Annotated in this window: 23 protein-coding genes; 13 read left to right on the top strand and 10 right to left on the bottom strand. The window is 71.8% G+C overall.

The window, feature by feature from the left end; translation table 11 throughout:
• Positions 1–6: 6 nt before the first annotated feature.
• Entirely contained in the window at positions 7–987 is a 981-nt protein-coding gene (locus ACZ607_RS10885; RefSeq protein ID WP_469733939.1) for a carbohydrate ABC transporter permease, read from the bottom strand.
• A 33-nt stretch (positions 988–1,020) separates the two neighbouring features.
• Positions 1,021–2,424, bottom strand: a complete 1,404-nt coding sequence (locus ACZ607_RS10880; RefSeq protein ID WP_469733938.1) for an ABC transporter substrate-binding protein — start codon at positions 2,422–2,424, stop codon at positions 1,021–1,023.
• Positions 2,425–2,559: 135 nt separating this feature from the next.
• Between ACZ607_RS10880 and ACZ607_RS10875 the strand changes: the two genes are divergently transcribed.
• The 5 genes from ACZ607_RS10875 (at position 2,560) to ACZ607_RS10855 (ending at position 8,512) form a co-directional block, all read left to right on the top strand.
• Complete coding sequence (locus ACZ607_RS10875; protein WP_469733936.1) at positions 2,560–3,606, top strand: zinc-dependent alcohol dehydrogenase; 1,047 nt, start codon at positions 2,560–2,562, stop codon at positions 3,604–3,606.
• A 68-nt stretch (positions 3,607–3,674) separates the two neighbouring features.
• Positions 3,675–4,475, top strand: a complete 801-nt coding sequence (locus ACZ607_RS10870; protein WP_469733935.1) for a TIM barrel protein — start codon at positions 3,675–3,677, stop codon at positions 4,473–4,475.
• Entirely contained in the window at positions 4,472–5,860 is a 1,389-nt protein-coding gene (locus ACZ607_RS10865) for an MGH1-like glycoside hydrolase domain-containing protein (protein WP_469733933.1), read from the top strand. The genes ACZ607_RS10870 and ACZ607_RS10865 overlap by 4 nt, the downstream gene beginning before the upstream one ends.
• Positions 5,857–7,806, top strand: a complete 1,950-nt coding sequence (locus ACZ607_RS10860; RefSeq protein WP_469733931.1) for an amylo-alpha-1,6-glucosidase — start codon at positions 5,857–5,859, stop codon at positions 7,804–7,806. The genes ACZ607_RS10865 and ACZ607_RS10860 overlap by 4 nt, the downstream gene beginning before the upstream one ends.
• Positions 7,807–7,900: 94 nt before the next feature.
• Entirely contained in the window at positions 7,901–8,512 is a 612-nt protein-coding gene (locus ACZ607_RS10855) for a dihydrofolate reductase family protein (protein WP_469733929.1), read from the top strand.
• A 34-nt stretch (positions 8,513–8,546) separates the two neighbouring features.
• Here ACZ607_RS10855 and ACZ607_RS10850 read toward each other — a convergent pair whose 3' ends face one another.
• Positions 8,547–8,678 carry a hypothetical protein gene (locus ACZ607_RS10850; protein ID WP_469733927.1) on the bottom strand — a complete coding sequence of 44 codons (132 nt, stop codon included), beginning with the start codon at positions 8,676–8,678 and terminating at the stop codon, positions 8,547–8,549.
• Positions 8,679–8,865: 187 nt separating this feature from the next.
• A complete protein-coding gene (locus ACZ607_RS10845) occupies positions 8,866–9,771 on the bottom strand; it encodes an NAD(P)-dependent oxidoreductase (protein WP_469733925.1) in 906 nt (301 codons plus the stop codon).
• Between the two features lie 83 nt (positions 9,772–9,854).
• On the opposite strand from ACZ607_RS10845, the gene ACZ607_RS10840 reads away from it, so the two are divergent.
• The gene (locus ACZ607_RS10840; RefSeq protein WP_469733923.1) at positions 9,855–10,226 is read left to right on the top strand and encodes a winged helix-turn-helix transcriptional regulator; all 372 of its coding nucleotides are present in this window, start codon (positions 9,855–9,857) and stop codon (positions 10,224–10,226) included.
• A gap of 16 nt (positions 10,227–10,242) precedes the next feature.
• On the opposite strand, the gene ACZ607_RS10835 is transcribed toward ACZ607_RS10840, so the two are convergent.
• From ACZ607_RS10835 to rpmB, 3 genes are all read right to left on the bottom strand, one after another.
• Positions 10,243–10,980: a class I SAM-dependent methyltransferase gene (locus ACZ607_RS10835; protein ID WP_469733921.1), complete on the bottom strand. Its 738-nt coding sequence runs from the start codon at positions 10,978–10,980 to the stop codon at positions 10,243–10,245.
• A 106-nt stretch (positions 10,981–11,086) separates the two neighbouring features.
• Entirely contained in the window at positions 11,087–11,392 is a 306-nt protein-coding gene (rpsN, locus tag ACZ607_RS10830) for a 30S ribosomal protein S14 (protein ID WP_469733920.1), read from the bottom strand.
• Positions 11,392–11,628 carry a 50S ribosomal protein L28 gene (gene rpmB, locus ACZ607_RS10825; RefSeq protein ID WP_469733918.1) on the bottom strand — a complete coding sequence of 79 codons (237 nt, stop codon included), beginning with the start codon at positions 11,626–11,628 and terminating at the stop codon, positions 11,392–11,394. The genes rpsN and rpmB overlap by 1 nt, the downstream gene beginning before the upstream one ends.
• Before the next feature lie 72 nt (positions 11,629–11,700).
• Between rpmB and rpmG the strand changes: the two genes are divergently transcribed.
• The 5 genes from rpmG to ACZ607_RS10800 all read left to right on the top strand — a co-directional run bounded on the left by rpmG (position 11,701) and on the right by ACZ607_RS10800 (position 14,529).
• Positions 11,701–11,865, top strand: a complete 165-nt coding sequence (rpmG, locus tag ACZ607_RS10820; protein WP_104790754.1) for a 50S ribosomal protein L33 — start codon at positions 11,701–11,703, stop codon at positions 11,863–11,865.
• A 43-nt stretch (positions 11,866–11,908) separates the two neighbouring features.
• The gene (locus ACZ607_RS10815) at positions 11,909–12,163 is read left to right on the top strand and encodes a type B 50S ribosomal protein L31 (protein WP_319654062.1); all 255 of its coding nucleotides are present in this window, start codon (positions 11,909–11,911) and stop codon (positions 12,161–12,163) included.
• Positions 12,160–13,317, top strand: coding sequence for a CobW family GTP-binding protein (locus ACZ607_RS10810; RefSeq protein ID WP_469733915.1), 1,158 nt, complete (start codon positions 12,160–12,162; stop codon positions 13,315–13,317). The genes ACZ607_RS10815 and ACZ607_RS10810 overlap by 4 nt, the downstream gene beginning before the upstream one ends.
• 28 nt (positions 13,318–13,345) lie before the next feature.
• A complete protein-coding gene (gene rpsR, locus ACZ607_RS10805) occupies positions 13,346–13,588 on the top strand; it encodes a 30S ribosomal protein S18 (RefSeq protein WP_469733913.1) in 243 nt (80 codons plus the stop codon).
• A 233-nt stretch (positions 13,589–13,821) separates the two neighbouring features.
• Positions 13,822–14,529 (top strand): DUF2470 domain-containing protein, encoded by a 708-nt coding sequence (locus ACZ607_RS10800; RefSeq protein WP_469733911.1) that lies wholly within the window; start codon positions 13,822–13,824, stop codon positions 14,527–14,529.
• 99 nt (positions 14,530–14,628) lie between these two features.
• Here ACZ607_RS10800 and ACZ607_RS10795 read toward each other — a convergent pair whose 3' ends face one another.
• Positions 14,629–14,706 (bottom strand): 50S ribosomal protein bL37, encoded by a 78-nt coding sequence (locus tag ACZ607_RS10795; RefSeq protein WP_370443954.1) that lies wholly within the window; start codon positions 14,704–14,706, stop codon positions 14,629–14,631.
• 402 nt (positions 14,707–15,108) lie between these two features.
• On the opposite strand from ACZ607_RS10795, the gene malX reads away from it, so the two are divergent.
• A complete protein-coding gene (gene malX, locus ACZ607_RS10790) occupies positions 15,109–16,707 on the top strand; it encodes a maltose/glucose-specific PTS transporter subunit IIBC (RefSeq protein ID WP_469733909.1) in 1,599 nt (532 codons plus the stop codon).
• Between the two features lie 2 nt (positions 16,708–16,709).
• Positions 16,710–17,951 carry a MalY/PatB family protein gene (locus tag ACZ607_RS10785; protein ID WP_469733907.1) on the top strand — a complete coding sequence of 414 codons (1,242 nt, stop codon included), beginning with the start codon at positions 16,710–16,712 and terminating at the stop codon, positions 17,949–17,951.
• A 32-nt stretch (positions 17,952–17,983) separates the two neighbouring features.
• Here ACZ607_RS10785 and ACZ607_RS10780 read toward each other — a convergent pair whose 3' ends face one another.
• Both ACZ607_RS10780 and ACZ607_RS10775 read right to left on the bottom strand, forming a co-directional pair.
• Positions 17,984–18,502, bottom strand: coding sequence for a hypothetical protein (locus ACZ607_RS10780; RefSeq protein WP_469733905.1), 519 nt, complete (start codon positions 18,500–18,502; stop codon positions 17,984–17,986).
• A gap of 188 nt (positions 18,503–18,690) precedes the next feature.
• Positions 18,691–19,347, bottom strand: a complete 657-nt coding sequence (locus ACZ607_RS10775; RefSeq protein ID WP_469733903.1) for a maleylpyruvate isomerase N-terminal domain-containing protein — start codon at positions 19,345–19,347, stop codon at positions 18,691–18,693.
• Positions 19,348–19,422 lie beyond the last annotated feature (75 nt).

Here is a 19,422-nt window from a genome sequence, read left to right as displayed (position 1 = left end):
TGGCGGTCATGCCGACTCCTCCTGCATCTTCCTGCCGAAGAACTTGAAGTAGACGCCCAGGAGGGCCATGAGTACGACGGCGAGGACGAGCGCCTGGGCGGAGGCGGCCCCGACGTCGAAGCGCGAGGTGAGGAAGTCGTAGACGCGGACGGCCACCACGTCGGTGCCGGAACCGCCGCCGGTGAGCAGATAGATGTCGTCGAACTTGTTGAACGTCATGATGAAGCGCAGGACGGACAGCAGGGCGATGACCGGCATCAGCTGGGGCAGCAGGATGTGCCGGAAACGCTGGGACAGCGTGGCTCCGTCGACCTCGGCGGCCTCCTCCAGGCCGGCCGGTACCGCCTGGAGACGGGCGAGCATGAAGAGGAAGGCGAACGGGAAGTAGCGCCAGGTCTCGAAGGCGATGACGGTGAGCAGAGCCAGCGGGATGTCGAAGTGGACGCCGAACAGGCCGACTTCGTAGGAGCGGGTGGAGAGGAAGGCGATGGGGTCGTCCCACCCGAAGAGCTTGCGTCCCCATTCGTTGACGATGCCGTACTGCGGGCTGAGCGCGACCTCCCAGACGAAGGAGACGGCGACCACGGGGGCGACGTACGGCAGCAGCATGGCGGCGCGCAGGGCGCCCCGGCCGCGGAAGGGCTTACGCAGCGCGAGGGCGGCGACCAGTCCGAGGACGACGGAGCCGGCGGTGGCGCCGACGGTGTAGAGGAGCGTGGTGCCGAGGCTGCTCCAGAAGCCGGGTGAGCCGAACACCTGGGAGAAGTTGTCCACGGTCCAGCGGCCGAAGAGGCCGTTCTCCTGGATGTCGACCAGCTTGGCGTTCTGGAAGGCGAGCAGGACGGTCCACAGGATCGGCAGGATCACCACGACCAGGACCACGAGGAAGGTGGGGGTCACGAAGGCGAGCCCTGCGCGGTTCTCCCGCCTGCTCGAACTCTGCGGTGGGACGCGGCGCTTCTTCGCGCCGCTCGTGATTGTGCTCATCGGTCGGATACCTCGTGAGGGGGCGGCGGGCGGCTACTGGAGGGACTTCTGGAGGGCGGTGACTTCGTCGTCGGCCTCCTTCGCGGCCTCGTCGGGCGAGAGCTGGCCGCTGGTCATCGCCCCGATGGCCTTGGCGACGGGGAGTTCGCCGTTGGTGGCGCCGACGAGGGCGCCCTGCCCCTGGGTGAGGCCCCATCGCTGCATGCCACCGACCCCGGTGACGAGCTGGTCCAGGAGCCCGGACGGATACGCCCTCTGCATGGACTCCCGGTGGTCGACGCCCATGACGCTGGCGCGCCACTCCTGCTCGAAGGAGCCGGGCTTCTGCGCCGTACCGGTGCGGACGGGGATCTTGCCTTCCGGAGCCATGCCGAACCAGTCGGCGTACCCCTTGCCCATCATGTATTCGATGAACTTCCGGGAGGCGTCCGTCTCGGCGGTCCTGGTGACGGCCCAGGAGGTGATCTCGCCGAACTGGGCGGGTTCCTTGCCGTCGGGGCCCTTCAGGGAGGTGACGACACCGGTGTTACGGGCGAGGAACTTGCGGTCCTTCTTGCACTCCGGGCAGCTGGGCAGCGCGTCCGAGCGCAGGCCCGCCAGCTCGTCCAGCAGGAAGGACGACCAGACCATCATCGACGACTTGCCGGCGAAGTAGGTGGCGCGGGTGGTGTCCACGCTCTGGGTGCCGGGCGCGCCGTGTTCGCGGGCGAGGGTGTCGTACGCCTTGAAGGCGGTGCGGCAAGCCGGGGAGTCGAGGGCCGGCTCGCCCGCCTCGTCGACGAGCTGGCAGCCGTTGGCCAGCGCCAGGTCCTCGAAGCTCTGCTGGGTGAAGACGTCCGAGGGATCGGTGGCCAGCGAGATGCCGTCCCGGCCGCCCTTGTCGAGCGCGGCGGCGGCCTTCAGGGCGCTCGGGTAGTCGTCGGGTGCGTCGAGTCCGGCCTTGGCGAACAGGTCCTTGCGGTAGACGAGGATCTGGAGCCAGGCGTCGGAGGGGACGCCGAGCCTGGTGCCGCCGTCGGAGGTGAGCGCCAGTGCGTTGCTGTTGAACGTGCCCGGCTCCAGGTCCTTCACGATGCGCTCGGCGACCTCGGTGTCGAGCAGGCCGTTGCCGTACATCTGCCAGACCTGGCCCATCGGGACCGCCCCGATCACATCCGGGAGCTTGCCGGCCGCCGCCGCGGACATGATCAGCTGCGGCAGCTGGGCCTCGTCCACGCCGACGAGGTCGACCTTGACCCCGCTCTCCTTCTCGAAGCGGCTGATGACCTTCTCGGTCGCCGCCATCCGCGGCGGCAGGTTCTCCTGCGACCACACCGTGATCCTGTTGTCGTGCCGCTCCGCGTCCGGGCTGCCGGAGCAGCCGGTCAGCAGGCCCCCGGCCAGGGTCGCGGCGAGCCCGAACAGGGTCGCCCTCGACCGTCGGGTCTTCATCACCATGCTCCGTCCTCACGCCACTTACGCATTTTCCTGATGCATCTCAGCATCACTTTTGCTTGTTGACAAGACATAACTCTGAGATATCTTCGACTGAAGTCAGCGAGCAACACCCCTTCAAGCGCTACCGGAGCTCCCGTGGAACGCGTCGTCCAGTTCACCGGCCCCCGTCAGGTCGAAGTCGCCGAGCACGAGAGCGCTCCGCTGCCCGCCGGACATCTGCGGGTCCGGACCCGCTACTCGGGCATTTCGGCAGGAACTGAACTCACCGCCTACCGGGGTACGAACCCGTACCTCACGCGCACCTGGGACGCCGAGGCCCGGATCTTCCGTGACGGGGCGGCCGGGATCGAGTACCCGGTGGCCGGCTGGGGCTACTCCGAGGTCGGCGAGGTCACCGAGGTCTCCCCCGAGCTCGTCGGCACGCCCGGCATGCCCGTCCCGGGCGATCTGGTCTGGGGCATCTGGGGCCACCGCAGCGAGGGCATCGTCCCGGCGGAGCGCATGGTCGGCCACACCCTGCCCGCCGGTCTCGAACCGCTCGCGGGGGCCTTCGCCCGGGTCGGCGCCATCGCGTACAACGCGATCCTGGCCGCCGACATCCACCTGGGCGAGGACGTCGCCGTCTTCGGCCAGGGCGTCATCGGCCTGCTCACCACCCGCCTCGCCCAGCTCAACGGCGCCCGTGTCACGGCGGTCGACGCCCTCGACGGCCGGCTCGCGACGGCCCGTGAGTACGGGGCGCGGCACACCCTCAACGCGCGTACGGACAGCGTCGCCGAACGCATCCGGGAGGCCACCGCGGGGGCCGGCGCCGATGTCGCGATCGAGATCAGCGGGGTCTACCCGGCCCTGCACGAGGCCGTCCGCTCGGTCACCGTCGGCGGCCGGGTCGTGGCGTCCGGCTTCTACCAGGGCGACGGCGCGGGCCTCCGCCTGGGCGACGAGTTCCACCACAACCGGGTGCAGCTGATCTGCTCCCAGATCGGCGGGGTGCCCCCGCAGCTGGCGGGACGCTGGACCGTCGAACGCCTCCAGCAGACCTTCCTCTCCCTGGTCGCCGAGGGCCAGGTCGACGTGAAGTCGCTGGTCAGCCATGTCGTGCCGGTGGCGGAGGCCGCCGACGCCTATGTGCTGCTCGACGAGACGCCCGCCGACGCCCTCCAGGTCGTCCTGGAGTTCTGACCTCCGCGACCCGGCCCGACCACCCCCAGAACTCCCGAGCGCCGTACCCCGGCGCCGAAAGGCACCCCATGCTGAAAACCGCCTGCCAGGAACAGCTCCTCCCCGGCGACACGCTCCAGGAGAAATGGGCCTTCGCCCAGGACGCCGGCTACGACGCCGTGGAGCTGCGGTCCAAGGGCGACTTCCACTTCCGCGACCGTCTGCCGGAGCTCAAGCAGGCCGTGGCCGACGGTGTGGTCATGCCGACCGTCTGCGTCGACATGCTGCACTTCTTCGCCGCGTTCGACGACGGCCTGCGCCGTGACGCGCTGGAGCAGATGAAGTCGCAGCTCTCGGTCGCCGCCGAGATCGGGGCGCTCGGCGTGCAGACCCCGGCGTCGTACGGGATGTTCTCGCGCAGGCTCCCCCCGTTCGAGCCGCCGCGCACCGAGGAGCAGGACCGCGAGGTGCTGCTGTCCGGCCTCTCCGAACTGGGCGAGCACGCGCGCGCCGAGGGCGTCACCCTCTACCTGGAGCCGCTCAACCGGTACGAGGACCACATGGTCAACCGGCTGGAGCAGGCCGTCGACCTGATCCGCACGGTGGGCCTGGACTCGGTCCGTATCGGCATCGACAGCTACCACATGAACATCGAGGAGGCCGACCCCTCGGCCTCGATCCTCGCGGCGGCGCCCTACATCGGCCACGCCCAGGTCAGCGACTCCAACCGGTTCCAGCCGGGGGCCGGCCACCTCGACTGGCCGGCCTGGATCGGCGCGCTGCACAGCATCGGCTACGACGGCTACCTGGCCGCCGAATGCCGGCTGACCGGCGACCCCGTCACCGCCGTGCGCTCCGTCCCCGCGTTCCTCCGGAGGTCCGGCGCGTGACGTCGCTGCTCACGACCCCCGTGCCCGCCGCCGCCGATCACCTGACCCTTCGGCGCGGCGCGGCACGGGTACTCCTCACCAACTGGACCGGTTTCTCCACCGTCCCGTCGCACGGCCTGTATCCGCATCAGTGGAGCTGGGACTCGGCCTTCATCGCGATCGGGCTGCGCCATCTGTCGGTGCGCCGGGCACAGCGCGAGCTGGAGAGCCTGCTGGGCGCGCAGTGGGCCGACGGGCGCGTCCCCCACATCGTGTTCAGCCCCTCGGTGCCGCTCGACGCGTACTTCCCCAGCCCCGACTTCTGGCGCTCCTCCACGGCCGGCGCCCCCGCGGGCGCCCCGGCGGGCACCGAGACCTCCGGCATCGTGCAGCCCCCGGTCCACGCGCTCGCCGCCTGGCTCGTCCACCGGGCGGACCCGGAGACATCGCGCGAGCGCGGCTTCCTGCCCCGGGTGTACGACCGGCTGGTGGCCTGGCACGACTACCTCACGGGCCCCCGCGACCTCGGCGGCGGCGGGCTGGCGGCCATGGTGCACCCGTGGGAGCCCGGCATGGACAACAGCCCTTGCTGGGACGGCCCGTTGGCGCGTGTCGAGCCGGCCGCCCCCGGTTCGTACCGGCGCGCCGACCTCGACCACGGGCAGGCCGCGGAACGCCCGACCGACCTGGACTACGGCCGTTATGTGCGGCTCGCCGCCGACTACCGGGACAGCGGCTACGCGGACGTCCGGGGCGGGCACGCCTTCGCGGTCGAGGATCCCTGTGTCAACGCGCTGCTGATCGTCTCGGAGCACGCGCTGGCCCGGATCGCCGCCGAGACGGGCGCCGATCCCGCCCCCCACGAGGCGCGGGCCGCACGCCTCACCTCGGCCCTGGTGGAGCGGCTCTGGTCGCCCGCCGACGGCATGTTCCTCAGCCGTGACCTGGTCGGCGGCGAGCTGATCCCCGAGCGCAGCGTCGCCGGGCTCGTTCCGCTCGTCGTGCCCGGGCTCCCCCGGGACGTCGTGGACGCCCTGCTCGGCACGGTGACCGGCCCCGGTTTCCGCCTCGGCGAGGTCCCCATGGCACCGTCGTACGACACCACCGGGCACGCCTTCGACCCCTCCCGCTACTGGCGCGGTCCCGCCTGGTTCAACACCAACTGGCTGCTGGAACGCGGTCTGCGCGCCTACGGGCAGGACGGTGCGGCCGACGGCCTGCGCACGGCGATGCTCGACGCGGCGGGCGCCAGTTCCTTCGCCGAGTACGTGGACCCGTTCACGGCGCAGGCCCGGGGGACCGGCGCCTTCGGATGGACGGCGGCCCTCACCCTCGACCTGCTGGCGGCGTCCCGGCCCGCGGACGACGACGGCACCACCGACGCGTCGATCGGAGTACGTACATGAACGGCACGGCGGACACCACCCTGGTCCGCGCGGGCACCTTCGCCGTCCTCGGGGCCGACGGCGGTGTGAGCGGACGGCGCGGCACCTCCCCCGACGGTCTCTTCCACCGCGACGCCCGGCACCTGAGCCGGTGGACCCTGACCGTCGACGGCACCGAGCCGGCCGTGCTGGTGCCGTCGGACGGCGAGGAGTCAGCCCTGTGCGTCCTCACGCCCCCGGGCACGAGGGACGAGCCCGCCGCCTACACCGTCTTCCGCGAACAGGCCGTCGACGCCGGTGTCCTGACCGAGTGTCTGCGACTGGTCAACAACCGCCCCGCGCCGGTCACCGCCGTCCTCTCGCTCACCGTGGACGCCGACTTCGCGGACCAGTTCGAACTGCGCTCCGACAAGCGCCGGTACGAGAAGCCCGGTGCCCTGCGCACGGCGAGCATCCACACGGAGGGCGTCACCTTCACCTACGAGCGCGGCGCCTGGCTGTCCCGTACGGCGGTGTGCGCCTCCCCCGCCCCGGGCGCCGTACGGCCCGTGGACCCGCAGGACACGGCGCACCGGCTGGAGTGGCACCTGGAGCTGCCCGCCCACGGCACCGCCGAACTCCTGCTCACGGCCACCGCGTACGCGCACGGCGCCCCCGCGCCGGCCCTCGTCGGCACGCCCGCCGAGGCCGTGGCCGGGCGCGCGGCGGACACCTCGGCCTTCACGGACGCGCCGCTGCCCGTGCCGCCGGAGGCGCCCGAGGGTCTGGCCGCCGCGTGCGCCCGGGGGCTGGGCGACCTGGCGGCGCTGCGGGTTCCGGCCACCGGCCCGGACGGCGAGCACGTCCGCGTACCGGCGGCGGGGATCCCCTGGTTCCTCACCCTCTTCGGCCGGGACTCCCTGTTCACGTCGCTCTTCGCGCTGCCGTACCGGCCCGAGCTGGCCGACGGCACCCTGCGCGCCCTCGCCGCGACCCAGGGCACGGAGTACGACGCCGGCCGGGGCGAACAGCCGGGGCGGATCGTCCACGAGATACGGCACGGCGAACTGGCTCACTTCCGCCAGGTCCCGTACGGCCGCTACTACGGCTCGGTGGACGCCACCCCGCTCTTCCTGGTCCTCCTGGAGAGCTACACCGAGGCCACCGGTGACCGCGCGCTCGCCACCCGCCTCGAACACCACGCGCGGGCCGCCGTGGCGTGGATGTTCCGGGACGGCGGTCTGGACGACAGCGGCTACCTGGTCTACTCGCCCGACCCGCAGGGCCTGGTGAACCAGAACTGGAAGGACTCCGAGGGCGCCATCTGCTTCCTCGACGGCTCCCAGGCCGAGGGCCCGATCGCCGTCGTGGAGGCCCAGGGGTACGCCTACGACGCGCTGGTGCGCACCGCGCGGCTGGCCCGCTCGCTGTGGGACGACCCCGCGTACGCCGACCGGCTCGACGGCGCCGCCGCAGATCTGCGGGAGCGGTTCCTGCGGGACTTCTGGATGCCGGGCCCCGACTTCCCGGCGCTCGCCCTGGACGGCCGGGGCAGGCAGGTCGACTCGCTGGCCTCGGACGCCGGACATCTGCTGTGGTCCGGCATCCTCGACGCCCGGCACGCCGCACGGGTGGGCCGGCGCCTGCTGGAGCCCGACTTCTTCTCGGGCTGGGCGATCCGCACGCTGGCGTCCGGCCGGCCCGGGTACCACCCGCTCTCGTACCACCGGGGCACGTCGTGGCCGCACGACAACGCGGTGATCCTGCTCGGCCTGGCGCGGTGCGGTCTGCGGGAGGAGGCGCGAAGGGTCGCCCTCGGTCTGCTGGAGGCGTCGGCCCACCACGGTCACCGGCTGCCCGAGGTGATGGCGGGCTACTCCCGCGACCAGCACCCGCGCCCGGTACCGTACCCCCACTCCTGCTCCCCGCAGGCCTGGGCGGCGGCGACCCCCTTGGCCGTGCTCACGGCGCTGGGCGAGGCCGGTTGACGCGTCTTCACCTGCCGCGGTGCCCCAGGGGTGGCACAGTCGTGTCCGATGGGCCGGGGGGACCGTGGCGGACGGCGGAAGAGAGTGGTGCGTGATGAGGCTGGTCGTACAGGAGTTCCTGTCACTGGACGGTGTCTCCCAGGGCCCCGGGTCCCCGGACGAGGACCGGAGCGACGGTTTCGACGGGGGCGGCTGGTTCGTACCCCACCTGGACGAGGAGTTCGAGGAGATGGCCGCCGGCTGGCTCGGAGCGGCGGACGCGTTGCTGTTCGGCCGCCGCACCTATGAGAACTTCGCCCGGGACTGGCCGACGATGACCGACCATCCTTTCGCGCCCGTCATGAACGGCCTGCCCAAGTACGTCGCCTCCCACAGCCTGACCACGGGCACCTGGAATCCGACGACCGTCCTGAACGGGGACGTCCCCTCCCAGGTCGCCGAGGTGAAGAGCCGCCCCGGCCGGGAACTGCAGATCCACGGCAGCGCCCGGCTCGCCGGCTCCTTGCTGGCCGCGGGCCTGGTCGACGAGCTGCGCCTGGTGATCGCCCCGGTCGTGGTGGGCCGGGGCCGCAGGCTCTTCCCGGACGGCGGCGCCCCCGCCGGCCTGCGGCTCGTCGGCCACCGTACGACCGCACGCGGGCTCTCGGTCCACACCTTCGAACCGACGGGACTGCCGGAACAGGGCGTGTACGGGGCCGGGGCCTGAACCCGGCCGGGTGAAAGGGAAGAGGGGCGGGCCGCTACCGCTGCCCGCGCCCCTGGTCCTGGAGGCGTCGGCCCTCGTCCCGCAGGCGCTGGTCCTGCAGGGCCTTGCCGTCCGCTTCCATCTTCCGCCCGCGCAGCTGCTGGAGCGCGGAGACCATCCTGCCCATGAGATCACCTCACGACCTCGGTGCCGCCGGACCTGTGCTCGACAGGTCCTTGTCCGCCCGGCCGGCCGGGTGGCCCCGAAGAGTCAATACCCGTCCACCTTGCCCCAATTTTTCCCGCCGATCGAAACCGAATGCAAGTGCGGAAGGTCACCTCTCGGCGAACAGGCGGAACGGCGCGGGCGTGAGCTCAGCGTGGCGCCCGGATCCTGTCGATGATGCGCGTCCAGTTGTCGCTGCCGTGCCCGTCCTCGATCGCGTGCCGGTAGTGGGCCTGCACGGCCAGCGGGAGCGCGAGATCGAGTCCGAGTGAGGCGCTGGTCTCGACGATGTGGTCGGCCGTCGCGCCCATCATGGTGACCGTGCTGAGATCGCCGGGATGCTCGCCGGCATCGAGCGCGGCGCCGGGCCGCTCGTCGCCGGCCCTCAGGATGTCGCTGATCGTGTCGGCGGAGGCCAGCAGCTCCGGGAGCGTCTCCCGGGCCTTCATCCCGGCGGTACCCAGCATCGCTGTGGCGTGCATCAACGCGGAGAGGGTGGTGAGGAACACCGCGAGCTGGGCCTGGTACATCATCTGGGCGAGGCCCGGATCCTCGCCCAGGTACCTCGGCGTCCCGAGCGGCGCCAGCGCCGCTCGCCGGCTCTCCATCACCGCGCCGGGGCCGCTGTAGTAGACGTAGGACGCCTCCGTGCCGACCATCGGTGCCGGGACCATGATCCCGCCGGCGAGGAAGGCGGCCCCGTGGTCCGCCGCCCAGGCGGCAGCCTCGCGTGTGCGGTCGGGGGTGTCGGAGCTCAGGTTCACCAGCGTCCGGCCGGCCAGCGAACCGGTGGCGCCGTCGAGGACGTCGTACATCGCCCGGTAGTCCGTGAGGCTGAGGATCACGAGGCCACTCGCCTCCACGGCCTCGCGCGGTGTCGCCGCACGCGTCGCCCCCTCGGCGACGACGCCGTCGGCACGGGCGGCGGTGCGGTTCCAGACGGTGACGGGGCGGCCTGCGGTGAGAAGGGTGCGTGTCATCGCCCGGCCCATCGGGCCGAGCCCGATCACGGTGACAGCGTCGTCCTGCGCGTTGCTACGGGTCTGTTCGTTCACCCCTTCATCGTGGGAGAGCACCACTAATCTCGGAAGTACCCACTGTTTACTGCGGTACTTACCTTCAAGTAAGGGATCCATCGATGGCCAAGGCACCGAGACGCGGGCCCTACATCTGCGGCATCGACGCCGCGTTCGACGTGGTGAGCGGCAAGTGGAAGGGGCTGATCCTCTGGGAGCTCGACGCCCATGGCGTACGCCGGTTCGCCGAACTCCGCCGCGGGCTGCCGGGAGTGAGCGAGAAGATGCTCACCCAGCACCTGCGCGAGATGGAGGCGGACGGCCTCGTGCACCGGAAGGTCTACGCCGAGGTGCCGCCCCGCGTGGAGTACTCCCTCACCGAGCACGGGCGCACGCTCAACAAGGCGCTCGAACCGCTCGGCGCCTGGGGGATCGACCGCATGCGCCGCGAAGGCTCGGAGAGGACCGAGGCCGTGGAGACCCCACACGCGTGAGCGCCCGCCCACCCGGTCAACGACCCTCCCCACGGCGCCCGTTCCCCGATACGCCCGAACGGCCGGAGTCACCCGGGCCGCACCTGGCCGGTTCCGCCCGGGGCTGATGCCACACGAGCGAGTAGCGCCAGAACAGCCGTCGCCGCAGCCGCACGCCGGGGAGGATTCCCCCGGCCTCCCTGACGATCTCGTCGAAGGTCATGCCGGCGGGGCGGGTGCGGGCCGTCATCGAGACGGGCCGCCGCGAGGGGCGGCCTCTGTTCCTGAGCCAGCCCATGGCCGCGTTGGCAGGAACGGCGAGGAAGCCGAGCAGATGGTCCACCGGGGTCCGGGCGCGGAACAGACCGAGGACCACCAGGGTGCCCCCGGGCGCCAGATGTCGGCGGAGGGAGACGAGCGCCTGGGTGAAGGGCAGATGATGGATCGCGGCGACGCAGGTGATGACGTCGTACGAACCGTCAGGCAGCCCGGCCGGCACGTCCGCAACGGTGAAGGCCACCGGAAGCGCGGCGGGAGTCAGCTCCTGGGCCCGGGCGGTGATCACCGGATCGGAGTCGACGGCCGTGACGGCTGCCGCGCGAGCCGCGAGGAGCCTCGCCAGCTCACCGCTTCCGGAGCCGACGTCCAGGGCACTGCCGAAGCGGCCGGGCAGCTGCCGGAGGATCCAGCGGTGGTAGTGGGCGTTGTGGTCCCACGGATAGGTGGCGTTGAACCGTTCGAGCGCACGCAGAACGCGGGGAGACATCATCTTCATGCGGCCAGTCCATCAAGTACCGGCCGCGAGCGCGCCGTTCCCGGGCAGGACGGGGCAGCCGTCACGTGGCCTGCTGGGTGACGCCCGCCCCGGACCAAGAAGTGCGTCACCAGGACGACTTGGTCACCCCCGGGAGGAAGCCCGCGTGGGCCTGCTCCCTCATCCGTACGCGGGACAGCCCGAACTTCCGCAGATGCCCCCGGGGGCGCCCGTCCACGCTGTCCCTGTTGCGGACGCGTGTGGCGCTGGCGTCGCGCGGCTGGCGTCGCAGTTCCTCGACGGCCGCCCGGCGGGCCGGGTCCCGCGGTTCCGAGACGCGGATGATCTCCTTCAGCTCGGCCCGGCGGGCCGCGTAGCGCTCGACGGTCGCCTTGCGCTTCTCGTTCTGGGCGATCTTGCTCTTCCTGGCCATCAGACCTTCACCCCCCGCGCCCTGATGCGGGCCACCGCGGCCTCGATGCCGATGGTGTCGATCGTCCGGATCGCCTTCGCGCTGAGCGTCAGCCGCACATGACGGCCCTCGCTCGGCAGCCAGTACCGCTTGCGCTGGACATTCGGGTCGAACCGGCGCGAGGTGCGCCGGTGCGAGTGGGAGATGGTGTTGCCGAACCCCGGCCGGGAGCCGGTCAGTTGGCAGTGGGCGGACATGGGTCTACCTGCCTCTCGTGTGGACGTGGGCCCCCATATTGAAAATGGAAACCATTGCCATATAGTAGCGCCATGGCTCGCAACGAACTACGCCCGATCATCAAGCTCCGCTCCACCGCGGGAACGGGCTACACCTACGTCACCCGCAAGAACCGGCGGAACGACCCCGACCGCCTGGTGCTGCGCAAGTTCGATCCGGTCGTACGCCGGCATGTCGACTTCCGCGAAGACCGCTGACCGCACACCTCACCCACGCCACCCCGATCCGGAGGACCGCATCATGAAGCCGGGCATCCACCCCGCGTACGGCCCCGTCGTGTTCCGCGACAAGGCGGCCGACTACGCCTTCCTCACCCGCTCCACCCTGACCAGCGAGCGCACCGTCGAGTGGGAGGACGGCCACACCTACCCGGTGGTGGACGTCGAGATCTCCTCGGCGAGCCACCCCTTCTACACCGGCACCGCGCGCGTCCTGGACACGGCGGGACGGGTCGAGCGGTTCGAACGCCGGTACGGCCGACGGGAGGACCGGTGAGGGGCGACGGCCGGAAGCTGCCCGTGGCCCTCGTCGGCGGGCTGCATTCCGACGCCCGGCGCGAGGTGGTGGACGAGCTGCTCCGCCGGGTGCCCCGCAGCGTCGCCCTGCACCACGACCTGAGCGGCGCGGGGAACGGCTCGGTCCTCCGGACGGTGCGCGACGCCTCCGGCGAGCTGTCGCACGGTGAGGCACCCCTCGTCAACGACTGCGCCTGCTGCGCCCTGAGGGAGGACCTGCTCCCGGAGCTGGAGCGGCTGGCCTCCCTCGGTCTCACCGGGCTCGCCGTCGTCGAACTATGGGACTCCGTCGAGCCGAGGACGATGGCGGAGGTCATCGCGGCGCACGGGCGGGAGTGGGCCGAGGTGACCGGCGTGATCACGGCGGTCGACCCCGCCCTCGTCCTGCCCTGCCTGACCGACGGCGACGACCTGGCCGAGGCGGGGCTGGCGGCGGCGCCGGCCGATCAGCGCACGGTCGGCGACACCTGGGCCCGGCAGCTGGAGTACGCGTCCGTCATCGCCCTGGTCGACAGCCAGGACGCGGACGCCCAGGACCGGGCTCTCATCGGGCAGTTGCACCCGACGGCGCCCCAGGTCCCCGCCGCGTCGGACGCCCTGGTGGCGTCCGCCCTCGCCGGCTTCGACGTGGAGGCGGCGGGCGCGGCCCAGCACCCGGCATGCGCCCTCCTCCCGCAGGAGGCGGAGGAGGCCGGCGTCAGCACCCTGGTGTGGCACGCGCACCGCCCGTTCCACCCCGAGCGCCTCTTCGAGGCACTGGAGGACCTGAGCTGCGCGGCCGCCCGCAGCCGCGGCCGCTTCTGGCTCGCGGACCGGCCCGACACCTTGCTGTCCTGGGACGCGGCGGGCGGTGCGCTCTGCGTCGAGAACAGCGGCCCCTGGCTGGCGTCCCTGCCGGATGCCGCCTGGGACCTGGTGCCCGCGTTCCGCCGCGCCGCCGCCGCGCTCGACTGGCACCCCGACGTCGGCGACCGCTGCCAGCACCTGGTGTTCGTCTCCCCCGGCCTGGACCGCGACGGCCTCACCGCGCTGCTGGAGTCCTGCCTGCTCACCGCCGCCGAGTACGAGGCCGGCCGCGAGGCGTGGAAGAGGCTGCCCGCCGCGTTCGGGCCCCTCCTCGACCCGATCCACTGACCACCCCCACGACTTCGGAGGAGAACCGATGGCACGCCGCCAGGAAGTCCGGAAACCGCAGAAGCCCCGCCCGAACCCGCTGGACGCCGCGGGGATCACGTACGTCGACTACAAGGACACCGATCTGCTGCGGCAGTTCATCTCCGACCGCGGGAAGATCCGCAGCCGACGGGTCACCCGCATCACGGCGCGGCAGCAGCGCCAGGTCGCCGCGGCGGTGAAGAACGCACGGGAGATGGCGTTGCTCCCGTACTCAGGTTCAGGCAAGTGACGCCCTGCTGAAAGCTCCTCAGGGAGGCCCCCGGTCCGGCGCGCCCACCTCTTCGGGGGCGGACCGGCCCGGGGGCGTCCACGCCCCCGGGTGGCCGATTCACTCCCCCTGCCGCGCACTCGAACGCCCGTCGGGAGTGCGCGGAGCTACCCGATCTCCGCCGCATGGGTTAGGTTAGGCATACCTAAGTAACTGCAATGAGGTCTCCCCGCCCGCTCCTCTGGAGAACTTGGATGCGTCCTTTCCACTCCCGCGTCACACAGCCCACCCCCGCCGAACGCGTGCTGTCCATCCTGACCGCAGCCCATTCGATGACTGTGGTGAGCGATGGGCTCGACCCGGTCGAGGTCCACCGCCTCGACGGCACGGCCGCGATGGGCCACATCCACCTGCACGAACCGTCCGAGGCCGGCTCGCCCCAGCCGGGACCGCGCATCCCCGTCCGGCTGGAGTTCACCGACATCGCCCCCACGCCCGTACGGGACCGTACGCGCGCCCGCGTCACGGTGACGGGCCTGCTGTCGGCGCCGTACAGCACGGACGCGGCCGAGAGCACCTGCATGGAGTTCGGCCAGGCGGTCTTCGAGGACCACAGGGGCCGCGCGTTCGTCACGCTGGACACGCTGCAGGACACCGTCCCCGACCCGATCGCCACCAGCGAGGCGTCGATGCTGACCCATCTCGTGGACGACCACGGCGAGCTCGTCCCGCTGCTGCTGCGCCTCGTGCACCCGCAGCCGGAGAAGGGCGTGACCCGCGTCCTCCCGCTGGCGATGGACCGCTACGGGGTGACCCTGCGCCTGGAGTACCCCCGCGCCCACCGCGATGTGCGGCTGCCGTTCGCGAAGCCCGTGGCCCGGCTCGACCAGGCCGGCCCCCAGATCCACGCGCTGCTGGCCGCCGCCCGGCGCGCCTCCCACCGCAACCACCTGCTCACCTGACGCGCGGGGCCGCCCCTGCCCACGGTGCGGAAGGCGGTACCGGAAACAGGACCGGGGGACGGCACACGTGCCGTCCCCCGGTCCTGTCGGCGTGCGCCCTCAGCTCTGCGGACGGCTACCGTGGTTCGCGCCGTTCTTGCGGCGGGCCTTCTTCTTGCGACGTCGCTTCGAGGACATCGAACCTCCTGAGTCGGTAGTTCTCGCACACTATCCACCGGATTGTCGGCCCCGGCGGCCACAGAGCCCCTTACCCACCGTGGCGTCGGCAAACACCCCCCGGGACCCAGGAAGGGTGGCGTACGTCACAGCGTGCGACAGCCGTTTCACTCCGCGCGCCCACCCCTCCCCCGGAACGGGCCGGCGCCCGGGCCTCCATGGACAGTCGTCGACCTGCTGTGATGTGATCCGTTCGGCGGAACGGCCGCACCTGGCGCTGCTCACCGGGCGATCCCCGGGTGCGTCGCGCGAGGACGGCCCCGGCCCCCGCGTCGTACGTCCGCCGCTCGATCACCCGTGGGTCCCCGCATCGCCACGGCGAGCGCCCGGGTCCGTCCCCCCAGGCTCGAAAGTTCCGTACACATGCAGAAGACCAAAGCCGCACTCTGGGAGTTCCTCCAGGGGCTCGGCAAGACGTTCATGCTCCCGGTGGCCCTGCTCGCGTTCTGCGGCATCATGCTGGGCATCGGCTCGTCGCTCTCCAGCGAGGCCGTCACCGACAACCTGCCCTTCCTGAAGGCCGAGGGCTTCCACCTCGTCTTCACCTGGATGGCCAACACGGGGCTGGTGGCCTTCACCTTCCTGCCCGTCCTCTTCGCGATGGCGATTCCGCTCGGTCTCGCCCGCGAGGACAAGGGGGTGGCCGCCTTCTCGGGTTTCGTCGGCTTCGCCGCCATGAACCTCGCGGTCAACTTCTTCCTCACCGCGAAGGGCGTGGACCTCGAGGACGAGGCCGCGATCGAGCATTACGGCATAGCCGACGTGCTCGGTGTGCAGTCCATCGATACGGGACTCCTCGGAGCCGTGGCCGTTGGCATCGTTGTCAGCCTGCTCCACCAGCGCTTTCGTACCCAGCGGATGCCTGATGCGCTGGCGTTCTTCGGGGGCCTCCGCTTCGTCCCGATCATCTCCGCCCTCGTCCTGAGCGTGCTCGGTCTGCTCATCCCGCTGGTGTGGCCGACCTTCAACGGCTGGATCACCTCCGTGGGCCGGGGCATCGGGCACACCGGTGTCTTCGGGCCGTTCTTCTTCGGCATGGGAGAGGTGCTGCTGCGGCCGATCGGGCTGCACCACATCCTGGTGGCGATGTTCCGGTTCACCGACGTCGGCGGTTCGGGCGCCGTGTGCGGCGACCATGTCTCCGGCGCCCTGAACCTGTTCTACGCGCACCTGGACTGCGCCGGCGCCCCGAACGGCGAGGTCACCGGGGCGACGCACTTCCTGTCCCAGGGCAAGATGGCGTCCTACCTGGGCGGTCTGCCGGGCGCGGCCCTCGCGATGTACCACTGCGCGAAGCGGGAGATGCGCCCCGAGATCAAGGCCCTGCTGGTCTCCGGTGTCGTGGCCTGCGTGGTCGGCGGCATCACGGAGCCGCTGGAGTTCCTGTTCCTCTTCGTCGCTCCGTGGCTGTACGCCATCCACGCGGTCCTGGTGGGGCTCGGCTTCCTGACGGCGGCGGTGCTCGGCGTCTTCATCGGGAACACGGACGGCAACGTCATCGACTGGCTGGTCTTCGGCGTCCTCCAGGGGTCGACGACCAAGTGGTACCTGGTGCCGGTGATCGCCGCGGTGTGGTTCGCGGTGTACTACTTCCTGTTCCGCTGGGCGATCACCCGCTTCGACCTCAGGACCCCGGGCCGCGACGAGGAGCCGGACGGGGCGGACGACGCGTCCCCCGCCCCTGACCCGGCGGAGCCCGCGCGTGAGCTGGTCGCGGGCAAGTACGACGCCGTCGCGATCCTCGACGCGATCGGCGGTGCGGACAACATCCGGACCCTGGACAACTGCATCACCCGTCTGCGCCTGACGGTGGAGGACGCGGCGCGGGTGGACGAGACGCGGCTGAAGAAGCTCGGCGCCGTGGGCGTGATCAAGCTCGACGGCCACACCGTGCAGGTCATCATCGGGCCGCAGGTCCAGTCGGTGAAGGACGCCATCGCCACCATGATCCCGGTGGGCTGACCATGGCTCCCCTCTCCTCCGGCCCTGTTCCCGGGGCCTCCGGGGCGGCGGCGCCGGATCCGTACGGCTTCGGCACCGTGGTGGACCGGCGCGGCACCTGGTGCACGCAGTGGGACTACGTCGAGGACCGCTTCGGCGTGCCGGATCTGCTGCCGTTCACGATCTCCGACATGGACTTCGAGACCGCCCCGGAGGTCGTCGCGGCGCTCCGAGGCCGGCTGGACCACGGTGTGCTCGGCTACTCGCGGTGGCGGCAGGACGACTTCCTCTCCGCGGTCGTCCACTGGTACGCGACCCGGCACGCGACGGCCGTCGATCCCGGGTCGGTCGTCTACGCGCCGTCCGTGATCTACCAGTTGTCGCAACTGCTCCGGCTGTGGTCGGCGCCCGGCGACGGTGTCGTCGCCCACACCCCCATGTACGACGCGTTCCCGAAGACCGTGGCCGCCCACGGGCGCAGGCTCCTGGAGTGCCCGCTCGACGACTGGGCGGAGCTGGAGCGGCTCCTGGCGCTGCCCGACACCGCCGTGCTGCTGCTGTGCTCGCCGCACAACCCGACGGGCAGGGTCTGGTCCGGTGACGGGCTGGACCGGATGGCGCGGCTCTGCGCCAAACACCGGGTGGCCGTCATCAGCGACGAGATCCACTCGGACCTGGCCCATGCCCCGTACGTCCACCGCCCTTGGGCCCTGCACGGCGGCGAGGGGCGGTGGGCGGTGATCACCTCGGCGTCCAAGTCGTTCAACATCCCCGCGCTCACAGGCAGTTACGGGATCATCGGTGACCCCGCGTCGCGGGACGCCTATCTGAGGCAGCTCAAGGAGGCCGACGGTCTCTCCTCCCCCGCCGTGCTGTCGCTGGTCGGGCACATCGCGGCGTACCGGGAGGGTGCGCCGTGGCTGGACGCCCTGCGTACGTACCTCGCGGCCAATCTCGCGATGGTCGCCGGCCGGCTGCGCGAGGAGTTCCCCGAGCTCGGCTGGGAACCTCCGCAGGCGGGGTACCTCGCCTGGATCGACCTGCGGCCGCTGGGCGTCGACGACGAGGCGTTGCAGCGCGAGCTCGTCGAGGTGGAGAAGGTGGCCATCATGCCGGGTGCGGCGTACGGCTCCCCGGGGCGGGTCCGGCTCAACGTCGGGTGCCCCCGGTCCAAGGCGGTGACGGGCGTCGAGGCGCTGGTACGCGCGCTGCGCCGGCTCACGGGGGAAGGGCACGGGCCGGGTGGTCGCACGGGCGGCGCCTGACCGCTCGGGGTCGGCGCCGGGACCGCCGTGCGTCAGTGTCCGGCGGCCGCCTTCACCAGGGCGACCGCGACGCCGATCACGGCGTCGGTGAGACCGGCCAGCACCGCGAGGAGGACACCGCCTCCCATGCGGAGTCCTCCCGCGCAGCCCCAGACGAAGAGCGAGGCGATACCCACGCACGCCGCCGTGGTCAGGGCGGTGGACAGGGACAGGACGTCCAGGGCGGCGAGGGCGATCATCACGCCGGGGCCCAGCGCGCAGGACAGCAGCGGACTGCTGACGTAGAGCATGCGGCGCAGGTCGTGGCCGGTGGCGAGGTGGCCGTGGACCGTGCGGTGCGCCTGCTGGTCGGCGACCAGTGCCGCGAGCCACAGTCCCAGCGCGGTCGTCAGGACCGTGGCCAGGGCGCCTGTGGTGCCGGCCTCGCTCAGGGAGAGGCCGACCACCACGGCGATCATCGTGATCGTGGCGTAGATACGCTCCTTGAGCCGGTCCGCCAGCGTGCCCGTGGCCGCTTCGGACGGCGGCCCCGGCCGCCGGTCGTCCGCCATCTGGTTCCCTTCGCCCGTGACGGGACGGCGGACGTCGCTCGCCCCTGGTCCGGGCGCCGCGGCGAGCCCACGGAGAGCGCCCCGTCCACGGCCACCAGCATGCCTTCCCGAGGGGCCGAAATCCTGAACCACGGGGCCGCCGGCCACCGGTGTCACCCTGCGGAGCCCCTCGGAACCGTCCGGCGGGGTCAGCCGAGGACGTACGGAAGTCGCGCGGCCAGCTCGCCGAGTTCGGCCCGCTCCGCGCCGGTCGGGGGACGCCGTCCCGTGCCGACCAGGAGCACGTCCGTGTCGGGGAGCGAGGCGGGGAACGCGGTCCCGGCGATCTCCTCCAGCAGCCGGCGGGACCGGGCGAGCGTCTCCTCGGGAGGTGCCGGGGCGTCGGGGAGGCAGGCGATCAGGTCGAGGTGGTGCAGCGTCCACTCCAGGACGTACGCGGTGAGGTAGTCGGCCACGGTCAGGACCTCGTCGCGGGTGCCGACCCGGAGGTCCGGTGCGGCGAGGGCGGCGGCGCGGCCCGCGGCGGACCCCACGTCGTCCAGGTGGAACTTCAGCAGGCCGGGCTCCTGATACGCGGCGGCGAGCCGGACCGTCAGCGCGTCGAGGGGGTCGTCACCGCTCGGCGGTGTCCGGGTGACGTCCCAGTAGGTCGCCGCGTCGCAGGTGGGCTCCGACGCCGCGGGCGTCGCGAGGGTGATCAGGACGTCCTGGGCGTCGATGACCAGATGGCACACGAGGTCCTGTACGAGCCATCCGGCGCAGCCGGACGGCTTCGCGAAGTCCGCGTCCGGGAGTTCGGCGACGGCTGTGCGCAACGCCGTCCACGAGCGTGAGAAGAGGTCCACACCGGCAACGCTAGTGCAACGGGCCCTCATCGAGGTGGACTCGGAGAGACTGTGCCAGCTGATCCGCGCGGCCGG

Source organism: Streptomyces sp. NPDC104381, from assembly GCF_055583745.1.
This window is presented reverse-complemented; position numbering and strand designations above follow the sequence as displayed.